Annotated in this window: 18 protein-coding genes; 8 read left to right on the top strand and 10 right to left on the bottom strand. The window is 53.3% G+C overall.

What is annotated here, in order from left to right:
* Positions 1-441: 441 nt before the first annotated feature.
* The 3 genes from GN112_RS05765 to GN112_RS05755 all read left to right on the top strand — a co-directional run bounded on the left by GN112_RS05765 (position 442) and on the right by GN112_RS05755 (position 3,452).
* On the top strand, positions 442-738 hold the full coding sequence (locus tag GN112_RS05765; protein WP_155309353.1) for a hypothetical protein: 297 nt from the start codon (positions 442-444) through the stop codon (positions 736-738).
* A gap of 566 nt (positions 739-1,304) precedes the next feature.
* On the top strand, positions 1,305-2,570 hold the full coding sequence (locus tag GN112_RS05760; protein ID WP_155308364.1) for an IS4 family transposase: 1,266 nt from the start codon (positions 1,305-1,307) through the stop codon (positions 2,568-2,570).
* Between the two features lie 90 nt (positions 2,571-2,660).
* On the top strand, positions 2,661-3,452 hold the full coding sequence (locus tag GN112_RS05755; RefSeq protein ID WP_162458797.1) for a methyltransferase domain-containing protein: 792 nt from the start codon (positions 2,661-2,663) through the stop codon (positions 3,450-3,452).
* A gap of 402 nt (positions 3,453-3,854) precedes the next feature.
* Here the strand turns inward: GN112_RS05755 and GN112_RS05750 are convergent, their stop codons facing one another.
* The 4 genes from GN112_RS05750 to GN112_RS05735 all read right to left on the bottom strand — a co-directional run bounded on the left by GN112_RS05750 (position 3,855) and on the right by GN112_RS05735 (position 6,689).
* Positions 3,855-4,028, bottom strand: coding sequence for a hypothetical protein (locus tag GN112_RS05750; RefSeq protein WP_155308342.1), 174 nt, complete (start codon positions 4,026-4,028; stop codon positions 3,855-3,857).
* A 27-nt stretch (positions 4,029-4,055) separates the two neighbouring features.
* Complete coding sequence (locus tag GN112_RS05745) at positions 4,056-4,874, bottom strand: ExeA family protein (RefSeq protein WP_162458704.1); 819 nt, start codon at positions 4,872-4,874, stop codon at positions 4,056-4,058.
* A complete protein-coding gene (locus GN112_RS05740) occupies positions 4,861-6,105 on the bottom strand; it encodes a DDE-type integrase/transposase/recombinase (RefSeq protein WP_155308344.1) in 1,245 nt (414 codons plus the stop codon). Before GN112_RS05740 ends, GN112_RS05745 begins: the two co-directional genes overlap by 14 nt.
* Positions 6,106-6,182: 77 nt before the next feature.
* The gene (locus GN112_RS05735; RefSeq protein ID WP_155308345.1) at positions 6,183-6,689 is read right to left on the bottom strand and encodes a hypothetical protein; all 507 of its coding nucleotides are present in this window, start codon (positions 6,687-6,689) and stop codon (positions 6,183-6,185) included.
* Between the two features lie 438 nt (positions 6,690-7,127).
* Between GN112_RS05735 and GN112_RS05730 the strand changes: the two genes are divergently transcribed.
* Together GN112_RS05730 and GN112_RS05725 are read left to right on the top strand one after the other, a co-directional pair.
* On the top strand, positions 7,128-7,682 hold the full coding sequence (locus GN112_RS05730; protein ID WP_231716945.1) for a class I SAM-dependent methyltransferase: 555 nt from the start codon (positions 7,128-7,130) through the stop codon (positions 7,680-7,682).
* Between the two features lie 22 nt (positions 7,683-7,704).
* Positions 7,705-8,559 carry a thymidylate synthase gene (locus GN112_RS05725; protein ID WP_197743275.1) on the top strand — a complete coding sequence of 285 codons (855 nt, stop codon included), beginning with the start codon at positions 7,705-7,707 and terminating at the stop codon, positions 8,557-8,559.
* Between the two features lie 4 nt (positions 8,560-8,563).
* On the opposite strand, the gene GN112_RS05720 is transcribed toward GN112_RS05725, so the two are convergent.
* The gene (locus GN112_RS05720; protein ID WP_231716944.1) at positions 8,564-9,331 is read right to left on the bottom strand and encodes a DUF4197 domain-containing protein; all 768 of its coding nucleotides are present in this window, start codon (positions 9,329-9,331) and stop codon (positions 8,564-8,566) included.
* Positions 9,332-9,603: 272 nt separating this feature from the next.
* Between GN112_RS05720 and GN112_RS05715 the strand changes: the two genes are divergently transcribed.
* Positions 9,604-9,966 carry a cupin domain-containing protein gene (locus GN112_RS05715; RefSeq protein ID WP_155309349.1) on the top strand — a complete coding sequence of 121 codons (363 nt, stop codon included), beginning with the start codon at positions 9,604-9,606 and terminating at the stop codon, positions 9,964-9,966.
* Between the two features lie 58 nt (positions 9,967-10,024).
* Positions 10,025-11,137 (top strand): AI-2E family transporter, encoded by a 1,113-nt coding sequence (locus GN112_RS05710; RefSeq protein WP_155309348.1) that lies wholly within the window; start codon positions 10,025-10,027, stop codon positions 11,135-11,137.
* Between the two features lie 8 nt (positions 11,138-11,145).
* Here the strand turns inward: GN112_RS05710 and GN112_RS05705 are convergent, their stop codons facing one another.
* From GN112_RS05705 to hisS, 5 genes are all read right to left on the bottom strand, one after another.
* Entirely contained in the window at positions 11,146-12,309 is a 1,164-nt protein-coding gene (locus GN112_RS05705; RefSeq protein WP_155309347.1) for a pyridoxal phosphate-dependent aminotransferase, read from the bottom strand.
* A gap of 222 nt (positions 12,310-12,531) precedes the next feature.
* Positions 12,532-13,677 carry a GGDEF domain-containing protein gene (locus tag GN112_RS05700; RefSeq protein ID WP_162458796.1) on the bottom strand — a complete coding sequence of 382 codons (1,146 nt, stop codon included), beginning with the start codon at positions 13,675-13,677 and terminating at the stop codon, positions 12,532-12,534.
* A 38-nt stretch (positions 13,678-13,715) separates the two neighbouring features.
* Positions 13,716-16,121: an ATP-binding protein gene (locus GN112_RS05695; RefSeq protein ID WP_155309345.1), complete on the bottom strand. Its 2,406-nt coding sequence runs from the start codon at positions 16,119-16,121 to the stop codon at positions 13,716-13,718.
* A gap of 210 nt (positions 16,122-16,331) precedes the next feature.
* Positions 16,332-18,149 carry an aspartate--tRNA ligase gene (gene aspS, locus GN112_RS05690; RefSeq protein ID WP_155309344.1) on the bottom strand — a complete coding sequence of 606 codons (1,818 nt, stop codon included), beginning with the start codon at positions 18,147-18,149 and terminating at the stop codon, positions 16,332-16,334.
* A gap of 142 nt (positions 18,150-18,291) precedes the next feature.
* Positions 18,292-19,569 (bottom strand): histidine--tRNA ligase, encoded by a 1,278-nt coding sequence (hisS, locus tag GN112_RS05685; RefSeq protein ID WP_155309343.1) that lies wholly within the window; start codon positions 19,567-19,569, stop codon positions 18,292-18,294.
* 201 nt (positions 19,570-19,770) lie between these two features.
* On the opposite strand from hisS, the gene GN112_RS05680 reads away from it, so the two are divergent.
* Positions 19,771-20,046: a hypothetical protein gene (locus GN112_RS05680; RefSeq protein WP_155309342.1), complete on the top strand. Its 276-nt coding sequence runs from the start codon at positions 19,771-19,773 to the stop codon at positions 20,044-20,046.
* Positions 20,047-20,059 lie beyond the last annotated feature (13 nt).

Raw genomic sequence — 20,059 nt, 5'->3', positions numbered from 1 at the left:
GCGTTCTAAAAATTCCCACCTACAGGCCGATTATTGATGCTTTGTCCTCCAAATGCGGACTTCTATATTGATTTGCGACTTCCTTGTGGATTATTGAGCATAATTTCATTGACCTTTATGTGGTAATCGAATTAAAACGAACTTTCTACAAAGGGAACGCCACACAAAAGCTGCAAGACGCCTGTAGGCGTGTCGAGGAATGGATAAAGCTGAATTGACATCTGAAAGGACGCACTTTGATAAAAACGCTGAATGGAAAATGGCGAGGGTATTATAACGACTACAACATTCCGGGAAACCTGGAATCGATATGGCGCTTTTATCATTGGGTGAAAGTGAACTGGTGAAAGGCAGTGTTCTGCCACAGAAACCATATGTTTCCACCATTAAAAGAGACTCAATGGGTCTTGGAATTGTGATTTATTAAAAGGAGATATTATTATGAACGGCGATTGCTATCGAGTAACATTCATCGATTCTGATAAAGAAGAAAAAGTCGAATTTATAAAAGTTCTTGGGGATTGTGCCAAATTTGGAATGGATAATATTGTAAAAGTTGAACGTGCTTTTATTAGAGTTTTTCCAGAGGTTGAAATGTCTGTTGTTAGAAGTCGTATTGAGGCAAGAACTCAGCAAGATAAAAAAGATGGCAGAGACGAAGACAAGAATTTTTCAAAAAACGTTGGTGTATGTGGTTTGTGCTATGCCTCTAACTGTCCACATAATTGTTTCAAATAAAAAATGTTGATGAGCGTCCAACCTCGAATACTCAACTGAGATGCCGTTTGCTGGAGTTGGTCGAGTTCTGGGTTTTTGCTTTTCAAGCTTCTTGTTGTTTTTCTCCAGCTTGTCGCTTTTGGTTTTAAGGCGATTTCTGTCAAAGAATATACCCGCCTGCTTGTCTTTTCATCCGTCTTCTGCGTTGGGCGTTTCCACACATAGCCCCACTATGCGTAAAAAAGCCCGCCTTGAATACGAATGAAAATCCTGCGCATCCTGGTATATGCTTATCCGCCAATCGCCTAATCGCCCGCAGCACATCTTCCAGAGAAACGATATCCTTGCGTACCGGCTCCGCAGTGGCTTGCCAATATGGGCCCATCCATAAAACGGAAAAGGGTTAGGCTCGCGTGTCGCGATGCAGCCCGCAAAAAAAATCTATACTTTTCTCTATGAGAAACCAATACTGTTCGGCATATATATTGCCATAACATCCTGTTATTAAAATAAAAAATAGCACTGGACAAAAAGATCGCTTTGTGTTTTAATCATGGTGGGTACAATTAATTAATCAGGAGGTCTCCATGAGCGAACACATCGACAAAAATGTTTTTCAAACAATTCTATCACCGGTGCTACCATTGATTGAGGTTAATCAAAATAGTCTCCATAATGATTTGGACACTTACAAGCTTTCATTATCATCGTTCACCACAAATTTGCTTTTTGGAATAATAACCAGAATTAAAAGCGTTGGACAAATCGTCACTGAGATCAAAACATCACCAACTGCTAAGGCATTAGGATTGGTCGTCGCATCGAAGTCTATGTATAATGAAGCGTTTAATCGTTATCCCCCAGAAATATTTAAAGATATATTCCATCAGTTGGTAAAAGAATTGGATTTGCATAAAATTCCGGAAATCAGTCATCTTGGAAAAATGCTAATTGTAGATGGTTCGCTTTTTCCGGCCATTTCCAATATGGCATGGGCTTGTTACAAGAAAACCGCTAATGCGATCAAAATGCATTTATCTTTTGAACTCAACCGAATGATTCCAACCGAATTTATCAGTACGGAAGGTAACTTTTCCGAAAAAGAATTTGTTAAGCAAATTCTTCGCGAAGGCATTACATATGTCTGTGATCGAGGCTATATCGCTTTCAATCTGTTCAAGCAGATATCCGACAGCAATGCATTTTTTATTATTCGCGGAAAGTCGAATATGACGTACACTGTAAAAGAGTGTCTCACTGCCACCGTACCGGATACATTCTTGAAATTTTTCAGTGACATCACAGATTCAAATATAATATTCAATAGCGATGAAAACAAAGCAAGTTATCGTATTGTTAGCTTTACGGCTATGGGCGAAAACTACATTTTGATCACAAACAGAAATGATTTGACAACTTACGAAATTATAATGCTTTACGCTTACAGGTGGCAAGTGGAACTTTTTTTTCGCTTCATAAAAAGAACCTTCAAGGGAATTCACTTAATGAGCCAATCTCCTCATGGCGTACAGATACAATTCTACTTGTATATGATTGCTTATCTATTGTTATTATCATTCAAACAAGATACGGAAATAATAAGCAGAGAAAATGAAAAAGATGAGCATGAATCTGAAGAAAATAATAAGAACGAAACCTTGCTAACTTCATCTTCATGCTCCAATTCAAATGCAAAAAGACCATATGTTTGCGGGTTAGTAACTCTTCTTGGAGAAAAATTAAAACAGTTTTATAAAATTGGTCTTCACTGGTTATTAGCAGTAAAAAATAATTTGTTAGAAATATTTGATGTGAATATCGCCAAAGTTATTGCTCAATACTCTTATCAATGAATGTGCCGAACAGTATTGATGAGAAACATATGATTGGGAAAATGATCGTTTGGAATCATTAGTGAGTATCACTGGAAGGGAGATGTCAGCGTGGATTTCAATGAGAAAGTCAAACGCAATGTTGCTAAAAATTTTGACCGCAGCATTCAGATTTATCGAGCATTCGAGGAAAAACATCGTTTTTTTGCGGCCTATGCGCTGAAACTGGCTGAAGCCATTGGCTTGGATGACGGTTCATCGATTCTGGACGTCGGTTGTGGCTATGGATTGTCTGCGAAAGCGCTCAACGAACGCTATGGATGCCAGGTCATGGGTGTGGACCTGTCGCCCGAAATGATCGCTGCCGGCCTTTCCCTGTGCAAGAACGAAGACATTTGCCTGATGGTCGCCGACGGTGAAGATCTTTTCCCGGTTGTCGGTGACCGCCAATTCGACTACGTTGTTTACAACGCCTCGATATTTATTTTCCCCGACGCCGCCAGGGCCATCGATGAAGCGTTCGGATGCCTTCGCAACGGCGGTAAAATCGCATTTTCCTACTATCCGCAGTTGATTGGCAAGGATGACGCCGATTTATTCGCCGTTGCCTTCGAACGATTGGGAGAACCGATGCCCCGGTACCGAATGATTACGGATTATCCGGATGCCTGCAAAGCCCTGGAGACGCGTTGCGGCAATATCCGACACCATCGCTGGACACAGCCTTTGGATATCGGCTTTATCCAGGATTTCTTTTCCATTCCGGCCCAATCCGCCTCCCTTTTTCCCGGTCGCGACTACGACGAACGACACGATCTGGCCAGACGCCTGTTTGCCACCCTCAAGGATATGACCGGGGATGGGTGCATTGTCTGGCGGATGGCAGAGGGCGTCAAAGGCTAATGGATTGGTAAGAGCCGCCAGCCCAGTATGCCTTTTCGCTGATCGGCAGGTGGGAAGCGTCGTCCTCAACTGCTAGCTGACCACGAAGCCCCGCTCGACAAAGGAAATACTCAACGCGATCCTGGACGAACGGGAGGCCATTTGCAGGAACCCGATTGGAATTACGCTGGGGCTGAAATAAACCCATGATAGAACATGACATTGTGTAGATTGTCACGATATTAACCCTACGTAATTCCAATATATATTACCTATGGGAGAGAATTCTCGGTGAAAGTGTGACAAAGACAAAGAAAGGGGCTTGGTGATACCAAGCCCCTTTGATAGTAGACAGCAGTCTACCGCACCAGATTATCCCTTGGCGCCGGAGTCCCCTCTCGAGCGCCTCCGTTTCATCTGGGTTTAAAACGGTTCGACGTCCTTGGATGGTTTTTGGGTTTGTATGTCATCGTCTTGAAGGTATTGTTTTACTCTTCCCAACGCAGCGATAACGCCATCGAGGATGATCGTTTCGATTTCCATGGCGATTCGTTCACACTTTTGCTCATATTCGAAATCCTGTTCCGGATCAAACATGGCACGGCCTCCTTTGTGTTATTTGGGTTAGGCAATCAGATCACAATCGGTAAAAAGTTCGGCGCTGACGGTTTTCTCGTTGCGATAATATGCCTCGCTTAGCAGTAAGGTGCCCAGGTTCATGATTTCCCGTCGATTGCCGTGGCAATGCGCCGCGACAAGGGCCAGCGCATCGGATTCAAAGAGGTCCTTGGGTGCTTTTGCACAACGGAGTCTGAAGTCGATAAACTGCTCGGTTTCTTTTTCGTCCAGAGGGTCGATGCGAAAGTTCACCGTCAACCGGGTGCGAATGGGCGTCATCACCGACAATGTCATCTGCTTGGCGAGCATATCATCACCGACGATGATCAAGGAGGCGGCGGCGGCCTTTTTTGGGGGACAGACAATCAGGGAACAAAGGTCCATCAGCGATTCCCGTTCGAGCAGTTGGGCATCGTCGATCAGGATCACCGGATGGACCGGATGCTTTCCGGTAGCCATCATGCCGATGTGTTTTTGCAATTTTACCAAGAGGGGCACGGCCCTGGTTTGGGTTTCCACGCCGAGTTGTTCGCCAACGGTCTTTAGCAGCGCCGTTCGTTGCAAGCCGCCGTAATGGATGTAAAGTCCGTGGTAATAATTGGCGTCCAGGCTTGCCAAAAGGTGCTGAACCAGGGTGGATTTCCCGGCACCGGAAGGCCCGCTGACGGCAAAACTTTTTCCGTGCTGTAAAAGCTGCAAGCCTTGATCGGCGATTCGTTGATCCCTTTGGCTGTAGAACGGTTGTTCCATTTTCCAGGTATCGGCAAATGGATGAAACTTCCATCCGAAGTGTTCGGCCAGACTCTGGTGGTTACTCGGTGTCATTGTCTTTCTCCTTGGTATGAGCGAAATTGGCGTTGTCAAAACGATATGCGTTTGCGGTAAGGTCCACCGGCTTGGCCGGTTTAAGATCATCGCCGTAGTAAATGCGGGAAAGATCCCAGGGCATGTAATAGATGGTTACCCGCTGTCCCGGCAGACATCCGGGCACTTCGAAAGCCTTTTTTTTCAGACGAATCGTACCGTCGTTGTAAACGCGACAACGACGCTTTAGCCGAAACAACGATTCGATATCGGCGACTTCGGGCACGGGTTGGCAAACGCTATCGACCCCCAGGCGTTTTTGCATGGGTGAGCATTCCAGGGTACTGTGGATTCGGCGGTGATAGTCGTTCAGATAAAGGGTGAACGCCGTGTTGATTTCATCGAACGTTTTGTACCGCTGTTTGGCGAGGAACTGGTCCCGGACGGTACGAAAAAATCGCTCCACTTTGGAACGGCCCTGGGGACGCCCGGGAGGTGTATGGGGTTGTCGCATGGACAGGTTAGCGCAAACGATTTTCAAATGGCGGCTGTTGTATGCCGACCCATTGTCCGTATACAGCCGATGGGGGATACCATGGCGCCTTATGGCAGTCATCAATTCGATGATCAGGCTTTGGGTCGATTCCGTGGAATAAAACCTTCCGCTGACCACATAGCGGGTGCAATCGTCGATGATGACATGCAGGTAGCTTTTGCGTTTTTTCTTGCCCTCGTACAGTTTGGGCCCGTGCATGAAGTCTCCGATCCACATCTGACCGAATTTATCGAATTCAAACGGACGAACCACTTCGGCGGTTGCCAAATGAGGATCGCGCATCAGGTTGTTATTCCGGGCGAATCGATACAACGTGGAGCGGCTCGGACGGGTTTCATCCCATAATTGGCGCTCGACCAGTTCCCGAAGCATCAGTGACAGGGTCCAGCGGGGATGTGCCAGCCGGAGTTCAAACATCTCGTTGGCAAGGGGTGCCGGCACATCGTGCGTGCCTTTGTCGGATCGCTCTTTGTCGCAAAGCGCACCGAGCCCGCCATGGTTGAACCGGTACAGCCACTTTCGAATGGCTTCGGCCGATAGCGTAACATAGCGACCGTCATGGGGATGAATGTAGCTGCTTTGTGATACGACGGCCAGCATTTCACACAACTGAACATCGTTGGCATCGCGGTGCAAAAGCGGGCTGATAATCCCGTAGCGCCACAACGCCAAGTCCATTTGCCGATCATCTTGCATAAGGGGCCTCCTTTGATAAAAAGTTTGCCCCCATGTACGTAATCTACTGGTTATTCACAATTTATAGATTCTGTTGGTCAGGCATAACCGTACCGTTTCGGGTAAAATTTCATGGCAAACATGCGGATAAAATCGGACCAATGCCCCGGTGGGTCGATGCATGGTGAAGGTGCCCAGACCGGCGTTGTTTTAGCCTCCTGATCGATCCAGTCCAAAAGGCCGTGCCATTTTTTGATGGATCCATCCACCACGGAACGGGTAAGGCACAGGCGACGGCATATCTCAGCAGTGGCGAGCTGTCGATCCACCAACTGGATCAAGGCGGTAAGCATGCATAACGTCAATCGGGTTATTCGTAGAAATGGATGCGGTAGAATGGAAAATGTCCGCCGGCACTGATCATGTTTACAAAGATAACGCTGAATCCTGATTTGCTCCTGGCCGGAAAAGCCATAGCGCTCGTAGGTGCCGTATTTGATAATATTGACTTGGTTGTTGCACCAATGGCAGGCGATCGGTCCGGTCTGATTTTCCTTGGCAATTTTGTTCAGAACCAATAGAATTGTCAATACTGGGTGGGGCATGGCTATTCTCCGTTTTTATTTGAAAAAATAAATGTGCACCGGATCAATAGCACATGCCCCCCCTTTTATCCCCCCCAAAGGGGGAAAGGATGCAAGGCATGGGGCGGTTCCTGCTGTTTGGGCTGCTCAGTTCCGCCTGACTATCTGTCGATTGGGGATGATTGTCTGGAAAAGCCAGATGGCAGGTTATTCTACCTGCCTATTTTCAAGAAGGGATACATGGGGTTTATCTCTGATGGTAGCGTAAGTTGACTTTTTTTCTCTCTTCTCAGGTAGTAGAGAGAGACTCCTTATAACATTGCAGACCGGCTTTCGGTTTTTTTACCGGGGGCTCGCCTCGAAAACACGGTTTTACCTCAATGCAACGCCATTTCGCTCTATTTGCTGAATCGCGACTATACCCAACATAAAATGAGAGAAAAGCAGTTTCAGCGCCTGATGGAAGAACCGCTGTACTGGATTTTCTGCTGGGCTAGCGGGCAGGCCATGGTGCGTTTTTTGTTGAGTCATCCCGAATGGGTGGCAGGAAAACGGGTGCTGGACTTTGGCTGCGGCTCCGGCGTGGTTGCCATCGCCGCAGCAAAGGCAGGCGCTGCGAAAGTCTGGGCCAGCGACATTGACCCATTGGCGAGGCAGGCTACGCTGATGAATTGCCGGTTGAATTCGGTTTCCGTTAAGGTGATTGGAGACTGGACCGTGTGTACGGAACCCCTCGACCTGATTCTGGCCGCGGACGTATTATACGACCGGGCAAACCTCGCCTATCTCGACCGATTCATTGAACGGTCACCTGAAGTGCTGGTTGCTGATTCCCGGGTAAAAACATTCGATTATCCGCCATACCGGAAAATCGGACAGTTGCAGAGTTTCACCATTCCCGATTTGGCTGAACCCGATGAATTCGGCCATGTGTGTTTGTACCACTATCATCTTGAATGCTATAGAATGATCCCATGCGGCATCGCCACGATCACGGATACCTTTGCGAGGTAAGACAACGGGCGTATAGAGGAGAATGATGGACGCGTATCTGAAACTTTGCCAACGGGTCATCGACGAAGGGGTCTGGGTCGAAAACACCCGTACGGGAAAACGGTGTTTGACGGTAATCAATGCCGACTTCGAATACGACGTCAGCGATGGTACCCTGCCGGTGCTAACCACAAAAAAACTATTCTGGAAACCGGCCATTGCCGAAATGCTGGGCTACTTGCGCGGCTATCAGAGTGCGGCACAGTTTCGTGCCCTGGGGTGCAACACATGGAATGCCAACGCCAACGAGAATGCCGCCTGGCTGGCCAACCACCATCGCCAGGGCGAGGATGACATGGGGCGCTGTTACGGGGTGCAGGGGCGCGGCTGGCGCAATCCCGAGGGCAAGGAGATCGATCAGTTGCGCAAAATTGTCGATCACCTGTCCCGGGGAATCGATGATCGACGTGAAATCATGACTTTCTACAACCCGGGGGAGTTGGACCGGGCCTGTCTGGCCGCCTGCATGCACACTCACACCTTCAGCCTGCTGGGAGACCGGTTGTACCTGACCAGTTACCAGCGTTCGGACGATTTGCCCCTGGGGCACGGGTTCAACCAGGTCCAGGTGGGCTGGCTGTTGATGATCATCGCCCGGATCACCGGCAATCGGCCGGCCAAGGCGTTTCATAAAATCGTCAATGCACACGTTTATGAGGACCAGCTGGACCAGTTGAAAACCATCCAGCTCCAGCGCACGCCGTATCCGTTGCCCAAATTGAAGATCAATCCGGACATCAAATCCCTATCTGATCTGGAAACCTGGGTCACCCTGGATGATTTTGAACTGGAAGGCTACCGGCACCATCCTGCCATCCCATACCGGTTTTCGGTTTAACCGTCTACTTTGTACCGAAAACCCGTTTTAGCAGATCCGTTGTCTGGCGTACCGGATCCTCACGGATGGCCGCTTCTTCCTTGGCCATGTAGTAAAATATGCCCTCGAGGCCTTTTTCGATAACATGCGTGGTCAGGTCAGCCTTGACGTCCGGGACAAACGGCAGACTGCTATACTTGCCCATGATCTGATCGTAGGTCTGGATGGCACCCACCTGTGAGAGGCTGTCGGAAACGATCGGCTGCATCTCCTGGGTCAGGGCCGGGGTCATCTTGCTTTCGAAATAGCGTGTGGCCGCATCATCGGCACCGTTGTAGATGTTTTTGACATCCTGGAACGTCATAGCCGAGATGGTATCCCAGAAAAGGGATTTGGCTTTGGGGGTGGCCAGTTCAGCTGCCCGGTTGAGCTTGAGTTCAAGATCGTCCAGAGTTTCCGACATGCCCACGGTGGCCAGTGCCGATCGGATGGTGTCGAACGTTTCGGGCAGGGGGATATGGATGGCGCTGTCGGCATTGAACCCATCGGTTTTGCCCAACTGCGCAACCACATTTTCCGTGCCGATGTGCAGGGCCTCTTTCAACCCGGCAGCGATATCCTCGTTTGAAAGGGCGCTAGTACCGTCCTTTCCCGTGATCGTTGATAGAAAGCTGGTGCCTTTTTCCAGCCAACCGCTTTGAACCGTGCTGGCGGCGCCGACAATTGCAGCCACAATCACGGGGAAAATGAACAAAAATTTCCGTTTGCCATCTTTTTTGGTGAACATCGCCATGGTCGTTATCCTTTTATTTAACATAGAGTTTGATATGAAACTGTGGATCTTGCCGGTGGAGGGAAAATAACCGATGATTGGCTATTCCATACAATAAAGCTGTCTAATAGAATATACCAGCTTGAACTGAAATGCACGAATTTTCACCAGGCGCATGCCAGGTTGAAAATTGAAACTACGACCCTGTTGGTTAATATATCTGTATCGTTTTCGAATAAGTATTGCCCATCCGGAAATGGACAATTTGCCCGATATTTTTAAGGAGAACGCCAATGTACAATAAAAATAGCAGTGACGGTTACCGATCAACCATAGAAGGGATTAAACAAAAAATTCTTGTTTACGGTGAGAATACATTGATGGAAGAGTTGAAAATGAAAAAGGGGACTCGAATTCCGACTCACCAACATCCTCAAGAGCAGACCGGGTATTTGGTTACCGGTAAAACCAGGCTGACCATTAACGATCAGGTCTATAATTGCAATCCAGGGGACAGTTGGTGTATTCCATGTAACGCCAAACACGCAAATTACGCCATACGGGATTCGGTGATCATCGAAATTTTCTCACCGGTCAGGGAAGATCTTCATCCCGATACGGAGTACGCCCCATTTATTCAATCATGGAATAGATAGAAATATCTGTATGTACCGATTTACTAATCCCCCCCAACCCTTGTGGAGCCTGCCCGATATGCATGACGACAAGGTCAATAAATTCGTGGTAATCTTACTGGTTGTGTTCATTTCGGCCGTTTTCCTTTCGATGATCCGTGCGTTTCTGATGGCGATCTTCATGGCCGGGATCTTTGCCGCCCTGACCCGCCCTATCTATTACCGCCTGGAGCGCTGGCTGGGCGGGCGGCGCAGCCTGGCTTCGGTATTGACCTTGCTCCTGATCATTTTCGTGGTGCTGATTCCCCTGACCATCCTGACGGGCGTGGTGACCGGGCAGGCCATCAAGGTCGGCCAGTCGGTTACGCCCTGGGTCAGGGCGCAGATCGAGCAGCCCAACATGCTTTCCGACTATCTGGAGAGACTGCCCTACTACGAGCATATCATGCCCCACAGCGAGTTGATTCTGCGTAAGGCCGGCGAGATGGTTGGCAGGATCAGTCAGTTTCTGATCAACAATCTCTCGTCGGCCACCATGGGGGCGGTCAACTTCCTGTTTATGCTTTTTACCTGGCTCTACACCATGTATTTTTTTCTCATGGACGGCGAGAAACTGCTGGAGAAGATCCTCTATTACCTCCCCCTGGAGGACCGTGACGAACAGCAGATGCTCGACCGGTTTACCTCGGTTACCCGGGCAACCCTCAAGGGCACGGCGGTAATCGGCATCCTGCAGGGCGGCCTGGCCGGGGCGGCGTTCTGGGTGCTGGGGATACCCAGTTCAGCGTTCTGGGGTGTTATCATGGTGGTGCTTTCCATTATTCCCAGCGTGGGCACGGCGGTCGTCTGGGTGCCGGCAGCCGTGATTCTGGGGTTTAACGGCGCCATCGCCAAAGGCGTGGGCCTGGCCATCTTCTGCGGTTTGGTGGTCGGCAGCCTGGACAACCTGCTGCGGCCGATTCTGGTGGGTAAGGACACCCAGATGCACGAACTGATGATTTTCTTCGGCACCATGGGGGGCATTTTCATGTTCGGCATGGTGGGCGTGATCATCGGTCCCATCGTGGCGGCCCTGTTCGTGACCGTCTGGGAAATATACGGGCATGCGTTTCAGGGCATCCTGCCCGATACCGGATATGTGCTGCGCAGAAGAGAAAAAGAACACCGGGCGGCGGAAGAACCGGCCGAGTGAACTGTGCCCTATACCGATACCAGCGACTTCAGTTTTTTCAGCCGCAGACCGGTTTCAGCCAGAATCTGCTCGGAGCGTGAGAAGTGCAGCCGGATCAGATGGTTGACCGGTTCGTGGAAAAAACTGGATCCGGGTACGGCAGCCACGCCTACCTTTTTTGCCATCCAGCGGCAGAATTCATTGTCGTCGGTCACGCCGAACTCCGAGCAGTCCACCATGACATAATAGGCCCCCTGGGGACGGGTGTAACTGAGACCGGCTTCGTCCAGGTAGCCGAGGAACGTGTCGCGTTTGCGGGTATAGTCGGCGGCAAGCCTGTCATAGTAGCTCAAGGGCAGGTCCAGGGCGGTGACGGCGGCTTCCTGCAGGGGAGCGGCGGCGCCGACGGTGAGAAAGTCGTGCACCTTGCGCGCGCCGGCGATCACCGCTTCCGGGCCAATCACGTAGCCCAGCCGCCAGCCGGTCATGTTGTAGGTCTTGGAAAGGGAACTGCAGGAAATGGTGCGCTCGAACATTTCCGGTAGGGCGGCCATGTAGTGGTGCCGGTGAGGCGCGTAAACGATATGCTCGTAGACCTCGTCGGTGATCACGAAGGCGTCGAATTCCTTGGCCAGATCCGCGATGGTGTCGAGCTCTTCCCGGGTGAATACTTTTCCCGACGGATTGGACGGGTTGCACAGGACGATGGCCTTGGGGTTCTGCTCGAAGGCGGCGCGCAGTTCGGCAGGATCGAAATCGAACCTCGGTGGATGCAGGGGGACATAGATGGGCACGGCCCCGCTGAGGATGGTGTCGGCGCCGTAATTCTCGTAGTAGGGGGAGAAGATCACCACCTTGTCCCCGGGGTTGCAGGCGGTCATCATGGCGGTCATCATCGCCTCGGTGCTGCCGCAGGTGACCACCACGTGCGTATCGGGGTCGAGGTCGATGCCCATCCAGTGCTGCTGCTTTCTGGCCAGGGCCTCGCGAAAGCCGGGGGCGCCCCAGGTGATCGCGTATTGGTGAGGCCCTTTCTCCATGGCGCGTTTACCGGCCGCCAGCACCTCCGGGGGCGGGTCCGCGTCGGGAAATCCCTGGGAAAGGTTGATGGCGTCGTACTGGTTGGCCACGCGGGTCATTTCGCGAATGACCGATTCGGTGAAATGGGTCAGACGATTGGCGGTTTGCGGCATGATAGATCCTCATGGTTGAAGTGTTAGGCCGATACCTTGAATACGATTTCTAACGTAAGGCTGGCGGAAAGAAATAATTCCCCCAGATCGCGCCGGATTTGTGGTCGTCTACAAGGCGCCGCCACCGGTACATATCGAGAATATGTGCCTGTGGCGGCAACGCGGTAGACGGGCACAAGGACAAGCAGGATGGGGGAATTATTTCTTTCCACCAGCCTAACTTCACCCCGGCCGATCCGACTCCGCAATGGCCGGCGAAGATGAGAAAACCACGGCCCGGTTGCGCCCCTTGTGCTTGGCTTTGTACAGGGCGTTGTCGGCTTTGGCGATCAAGCGGTCAGCCGCTGCATGGGGCAAGGGGGTGGTGGTGGCGATACCGATACTGATGGTGGCGGTGATCCGGCGCTTCTGGTGGACCAGGCAGATATCGGCCATGCGCTGGCGCAGTGTCTCGGCCATCCGGATGGCCGTGTCGGTATCGGTATTGGGGAGCAGAATCACGAACTCCTCGCCGCCATACCGGGCGACCAGATCGGTTCCGCGTTTGAAGACCTCTCTGAAGATATCCGCCGTCAGTTTCAGGTATTCATCGCCGGCCTGGTGCCCGTACCGGTCATTGATGCGTTTGAAATGGTCAATGTCGGCAATCATGAGGGTCAATGGCGAGCCGAGGCGGGTGGCCTGCTTCCACTCCTGCTCGAACCGTTCGTTGAAATAGCGACGGTTGAAGAGGCTGGTGAGACCGTCCAGGCGACTCAGCCGGACGAGGGCTTCCGATTTTTTCAGCAGTTCCTGCTCGTTATCCAGTGCCTGCCGGTATTCTCGGTTGCTCCGATAGGCGAGCAGGGTCAGATAGACGCAGAATATCAGAGTTAACGCGGCCATCGGCAGGTTGGCCTTGTGGATCAACATACGGACGATGGCCGGTACCAGCATGGAAAGATTGAAAAAAATGGCCAAGTGCATGCTGGGCACGAAGGCGACCGACCCGCCGGCACAGAGTCCGATCGTGCAGATGGCCATGATCAGTTTGGTGTTATGCTCGCCTTGCAAGCCCATGACGATGGCATACCAGACCCCCCAGATCAGCGATGTCAGTCCCACACTGGTAAAAAAAACGTAAGTGTTCAGTCGCTCGTCGAATTCCTTGGCCCATCGGAAAACGGCGAGATGGGCCAGGCGGAAGAGGCAGATGCCGGCGATCATTGTCCCGAAATGGATGACAATGTCCATGTGACGGCGGTAAAAGTCGTCCGTATAAAGGGTCACGAAGACCAGCAGCGGGTAGAAACCGATTCCATTGTAAGACCGCTTCCTGATGTCGGTAATGATCCGCCCGCTGAAGTTTATGGGCTCGCCGGTTTTCATCAACGAAGCCGTTTCCCGTGGGGTTGGTGTGGATGCTCTCATTTTTTCGATGCGTACTGTTTTTTCAGTTTAAGGCTCTGTTTCAGATAGGTCGTCAGCTGCTGCTGAACCTTGCCGTAAACCGTCTCGGGGGGGTAGTTACCATGGCTGTCGGGAGTGCCGGCCGATTGGCCGGTGAGAATTTCAATGCCCGCCTCGACTGTGGAAACCTGCCAGATTCTGAATCGGTTCGCCGCCACCGCATCGATCACGCTTTTTTTGAGCATCAGGTTCTTGACATTGGCCGACGGAATCATCACCCCCTGGTCCCCGGTTAGTCCTTTGCTTTGACAGACGTCGAAGAAACCCTCGATTTTCTGGTTGACCCCGCCAATGGCCTGGATCTGACCTTTCTGGTTGACCGAGCCGGTTACCGCAATGCCCTGGCGGATGGGCAGGCCCGACAGGCTGGAGAGGATGGCGTATAATTCGGTGGACGAGGCACTGTCGCCGTCGATGCCGCTGTAGCTCTGCTCGAAGGTGAGGCTGATGGCCAGGCTCAGCGGATAGCGCCGGGCAAAGGTGCGGCCCAGATAACCCGAGAGAATCAGCACGCCCTTGTCGTGACTCTTGCCCGAGAGCTTGGATTCCCGCTCGATGTTGACGATACCGGGACGTCCCATGAAGGTCTCCGCGGTAATTCGCGATGGTCGGCCAAAGGCGATTTCACCGATCTGGTAGACCGCCAGGGCGTTGACCTGGCCCACCGCTTCGCCGGCCACATCAATCATGATGGTGCCGTCCACGTAACTTTCGTGGATCTTTTCCTCGTAGAGATTGTAGCGGAACCGATACTCGCTGAAGGCCTTGAACACGTGGGCCTCGGTAACCCGGTCGGCGGCCTCCTTTCTGGCCCAGTAGTCCGCCTCCTTGATCACACCGGTGACGGCGCCAAAGCGCAGGGAGAGTTTGCGCTGGCTGTCAATGGCCTTCTCGCCATACTCCACCACCGCGGCGACCCCGTTGGCACTGAAGGGCAGCAGTCCTTCGTTTTTGCAGACCCGGGCGATAAACTGAGCATACAGGCGAATGGTTTCGTCGGTGCGTACGACCTCGTAGTCGAAATCCGCTCGCACGCGGAAGATTTTGTTGAATTTGGCGTCGTAATTCTGCAGCACCTGAAACGGTTCGTATCCGCCGAGCAGGATCACTTTTACATCCAGGGGTAACGGTGCCGGCCGTAACGATGCGGTGCCCAGGCCCATGTCCTGGGCCATATCCTCGATGCAGAGCATTTTGTTCTGCAAGGCCCGTTTGAGGGATTCCCATACCTGGGGGTGGGCCAGCACCGTCTCCACTTCGAGGATCAGAAACCCGCCGTTGGCCTGCAGCAGGGCGCCGGCCTGCACCATGGTAAAGTCGGTGACCAGTGTGCCCATAAAGGCCTTTTTGTCGATGTGGCCGAAAACGTTGGCATAGGTGGGGTTGGGCTCGAATACCACCGGTGCGCCCTGCATCCCCGAACGATCCTCCAGGACGTTAACCCGGTAGCGGTTCAGGGAGAGGCCGTTACCGTTGGCCGGTGTTTCGTTTTCATCATCCCCATTCGCCTGGCGGGGCAGGAACAGGGCCACATTCTCCACCATGTCGGCCTGGATTTCATCGAGAAAGGCGAGAATCTCTGGCTGATCGGGATAGTTTTCGCGGATCAGGTCCAGCCGGTTCCTGACCACGAAAAGAGCCAATTCATTGGCCAGTTGCTGGATTTCCTTTTGTTGGGTGTGGTTGATCCGGTTGACTTCCCGCAGGGCGGTCTGAATCTCTTCCTGAAATGTCTGTACGGTCTTTTCGATGGCGCGTTGGTCCTTGTCGGGAAGCTTTTCGAACTCCTCCTGGCTGTAAGGCGCATCCCCGTTCATGGGGATGGTCTGGTAGCCGGAGGGGATCTTTTCGACCTTCAGCTGTTTTTCTCCGGCCGACCGGTCCAACTGGTCGAAATAGGATTGTTTCTCTTCCCCATAGCGTTCCTGGATTTCAACCACCTTCTGGCGAAACGGGTCTGCCTGGAACTCCTTGGGCAGGCGGATCTTCAGATCGGCCACCAGCCGGCCCAGGCTCTTGGCAAAGCGGGTGGCCTGACCGGGGCTCACCGCAATGGCCCGGGGCCGATACGCATCTTTGAAATTGTTGACCATGCACCAGTCCGGCGGGGTGGACAGCTGCCGGGCCGCTTTGCCGACGATCTCCTGAACGATCGTGGTTTTGCCGGTGCCTTCCGGTCCGGTCACGAAAATGTGGTAGCCGGCACTTTTCATCTCAAGGCCGAAAGTGATCGCCCGCACGGCGCGTTCCTGGCCGATCACCTGATCGAGTGGCGGAATGTCGGCGGTGGTTTCGAAATCGAACAGGGATGGGTCGCACAGACAGCGCAGGTCGCTGACGGGAACTTCGTTAGGCTGGGTCATGGGCTCTCCTGCTTTGCGGCTAATCGCGTTCAAGATCAACGATTGGATGTTTCCAAAAACAACAACGCCCAAAGGCTGAGGCTACCTTCGGGCGTTGCGATAATTCCTTTATAACGAATGCGTTGGCCCCGCCAGTGCTGACGGGACAGGCAACGGGGGGACAGCCCTGCACCTTTCCTGCCCTGCACCGGTGTCGTATTGGCCTTTGCATCAGCCGTTGCCGTCGCTTTTTTCCTGGCCTTCGGTGACGGTGAGTTTCAGCTTGAGCGAGAGTTCGTCCAGCTGGGCCTTGGCCGCCTCCGAGGGCGCATTGGTCAGCAGGCAGGCCGCCTTCTGGGTTTTGGGAAAGGCGATCACGTCGCGGATGGACGACTCGCCGCACAGCAGCATGACCAGCCGGTCGAATCCGAAGGCGATTCCGCCGTGGGGCGGGGCACCGGATTCCAGGGCGTCCAGCAGGAAACCGAATTTCTCCTGATAGGTCGCAGGCCCCATGCCCAGGGCGGCGAAGACCCGCTGCTGGAGTTCCATGTCGTGGATACGGATACTGCCGCCGCCCACCTCAAATCCGTTAAGCACCAGATCATAAGCCCGCGAACGAACCGCCAGGGGATCGGACTCCAACTTGTCGTAGTCCTCCTCCAGCGGCGCGGTGAAGGGGTGGTGCAGGGCCTGATAGCGTTTTTCGGTCTCGTCGTACTCGAACATGGGAAAGTGGGTCACCCAGACGAAGTTGAAACGGCTGTCGTCGATCAGGCCCAGACGTTTGCCCAGGTGGTTGCGCAGGTGACCCAGGGCCTCGTTGGTCACCTTGGGCTGGTCGGCGACGAAAAAGATCAGGTCGCCGGGCTGCATGTCGATCCGTTCGGCCAGTGCGGCTTTTTCCGCATCGGTGAAGAACTTGGCGATGGGCGACTGCCAGGCATCCTCGCGCACCTTGATCCAGGCCAGCCCCTTGGCGCGGTAAACGGCGACGAAGGCGGTCAGGTCGTCGATCTCCTTGCGCGAAAAATCGATGCAGCCCTTGGCGTTGAGGGCCTTGACGATCCCGCCCTTTTTGACCACGCTGGCAAATACCTTGAATCCGGATTTCTCCACGATGTCGGAGACATCCTTCAGCTCCAGGTCAAAGCGGGTGTCGGGTTTGTCCAGGCCGTAGCGGTCCATGGCCTCGGTCCAGGTGAGCCGGGGAAACGGCGTGTTCAGGGACTGCCCCATGACCTCGCTGAAGATGCTGCTCATCATGCCCTCGCTGATGGCCATGAGATCTTCCTCACCCACGAAGGACATCTCCATATCGATCTGGGTGAACTCCGGCTGGCGGTCGGCCCGCAGGTCTTCGTCGCGGAAGCAGCGCACGATCTGGTAGTAGCGGTCGAATCCGGAGACCATCAGCAGCTGCTTGAACAGCTGCGGCGACTGGGGCAGGGCATAGAACTGGCCGGGGTTCACGCGGCTGGGCACCAGGTAGTCCCGGGCCCCTTCGGGCGTGCTTTTGGTGAGCACGGGCGTCTCGATGTCCAAAAAGCCGTTGTCGTTGAGAAATCGCCGCGCCGCCGCGCCGGTGCGGTGGCGGGTAATGATGTTGCGCTGCAGCGGCGGCCGCCTAAGGTCCAGGTGCCGGTTCTTCAGGCGCAACACCTCGGAGACGTCCACATTGTCCTCGATCATGAAGGGCGGTGTCTTGGCCGGGTTGAGAATTTTCAACTCGCTTACCAGTACCTCGATTTCACCGGTGACCAGCTTGGGGTTGACCATGCCGTCGGGCCGGGGCTCCACCTTGCCGCGCACACCGAGGACAAACTCGTTGCGGATGACATGGGCCTTGGCATGAACGTCAGGATTGATTTCCGGGTTGAAAACCACCTGGGTAATGCCCTCGCGGTCGCGCAGGTCGATAAAAATCACGCCGCCGTGGTCCCGTCGCCTGAGGACCCAGCCCATCAGGACGACTTCCTTCCCCATGTCTTTGGCGCCAAGGGCGTTGCAGTGATGGGTTCTTCTCATTTCACCAAGGATGTCAGCCAATGCAATACTCCTTATAGAAAAAGCAATTTTTGATTTTTAATGATGAATTTTGAATGGTACGCGGCTGCCCACTGTTCCATACAGCAGCAATGATGGAAGGCCTTCATTCAAAATTAAAAATTCATCATTCAACATTCACGGTTCAGCACAGGGCCTTGACCAAATGGTCGATGAGCCCCTTCACGGGGATCTCCTGCTGGCTTTTGGACGCCATGTCGCGCAGGACCACGGTGCCGGCGGCCAGCTCGCTTTCGCCCACGATCAGCACCCGGCCGGCATTTTGCCGGTTGGCCTGTTTCATCTGGGCCTTGAGACTTTTATCCGCATAGACCATGCTGACACCGATGCCGGCCACCCCCAGTGCCACGGACCATTCAAAGGCCTGCTGGCGGGCGGTTTCCCCCAGGGCGGCGATAAACAGGTCGGGTGGACGCGTCGTCACCGGTGCGCCGGCGGCGATGATTTCCGCCAGGCGGTCAAAGCCGATGGCAAAACCGATGGCCGGGGTTGCCGGACCGCCCAGCGATTCCACCAGACCATCGTAACGGCCGCCGCCGGCCACGGCACTCTGGGCGCCCAGGGCGCCGGTCTGGATTTCAAAGGCCGTGCGGGTGTAGTAATCCAGGCCGCGTACCAGCTGTTTGTCGATCTCGAAGGGCACACCCAGGCGTGACAACGTGTCGGTGACGGTGGCGAAGTGGGCCCGACAGTCCGCGCACAGGTAGTCGAGGATGGAGGGGGCTCCGGCCATGGCCTCGCGGCAGCCGGGAACCTTACAGTCCAAGACCCGCAGGGGATTGCGCTCCTTGCGGCGATTACAGTCGCTGCACAGTTTGGGGGCCGCCTCCGACAGCAGCTGAGCCAGGGCCGCCTTGAAACGGGGCCGGCAGGCCGGGCAGCCCAGGGAGTTGATGTGCGCCGTGGTGTCGGTGACATCCAAACGGTCGAAAAGGGTGCGCAGCATAAAAATCAGCTCGATATCGGCATATGGCGCGGCCACCCCGAAGATTTCCGCGTCGATCTGGTAGAACTGCCGGTAGCGGCCTTTCTGGGGCCTTTCCCGGCGGAACATGGGGCCGATGGTATAGAATTTGCGCACCGGGTCCTGGGCGGCCATCTTGTGCTGGATGTAAGCCCGGCAGATGGATGCCGTGGCTTCGGGCCGCAGGGTCAGCATGTCACCCCGCCGGTCGGCGAAGGTGTACATCTCCTTTTCGACAATGTCCGTATCTTCGCCGATGCTGCGGGCGAACAGCTCGGTCTTTTCCATGATCGGTATGCGGATCTCCCGGAAACCGAAATCCTCGAACAGGGATATGGCGGTGCGTTCAATCTTCTGCCACAGTTCGGTTTCACCGGGCAGGATATCCTTGAAGCCTCTGATCAGCTGGATATTTTTCTGGTTGGTGGTCTGGCTCATCCGTCAATTTCCTCTCGGGGGCTGACATCCCTCCGGCGACCGGCCGGAGGTGTTCAACCTGCGTACTTTTTTGCATAAACTTGGACGTTTATCCCAGTTTTTCACGGATAGTCAACCCTATTTTGTTGATTTGCGAGGGCAATCGCATGTAACCTTGGTATGTGACGTGCCCTAAAGGGTGATCGCGTACGGATCGTTACTATGATCCAAATCGAAATCGGGATCGCTATCGAAATCGAAAAAGAAATGGGACGGAGACATGCAGACTGGGTGTCTATCGACATGGGAAACTGGAAAACCGGGAACCGTCTATTGCCCTTTTGTCAACCAGTGATTCCAATATACATCGTCGATTCCGATTTCGATCCCGATTTCGATAAACCTGAGTTACATGCGGTCACCCCGGCGCGAGCCGGGTGTATTGTTGACATGGGCCCTGTTTTTGGGTACCGTGAATCTTCCTCTTCACGACAATAACACCACTATCAGG

Origin of the sequence: Desulfosarcina ovata subsp. ovata (assembly GCF_009689005.1) — a bacterium.
In the GTDB taxonomy this organism is placed as follows: Bacteria; Desulfobacterota; Desulfobacteria; order Desulfobacterales; family Desulfosarcinaceae; genus Desulfosarcina; species Desulfosarcina ovata.
Note: the sequence above shows the minus strand (reverse complement) of the source record. Positions and strands in the feature narration are given on the sequence as shown.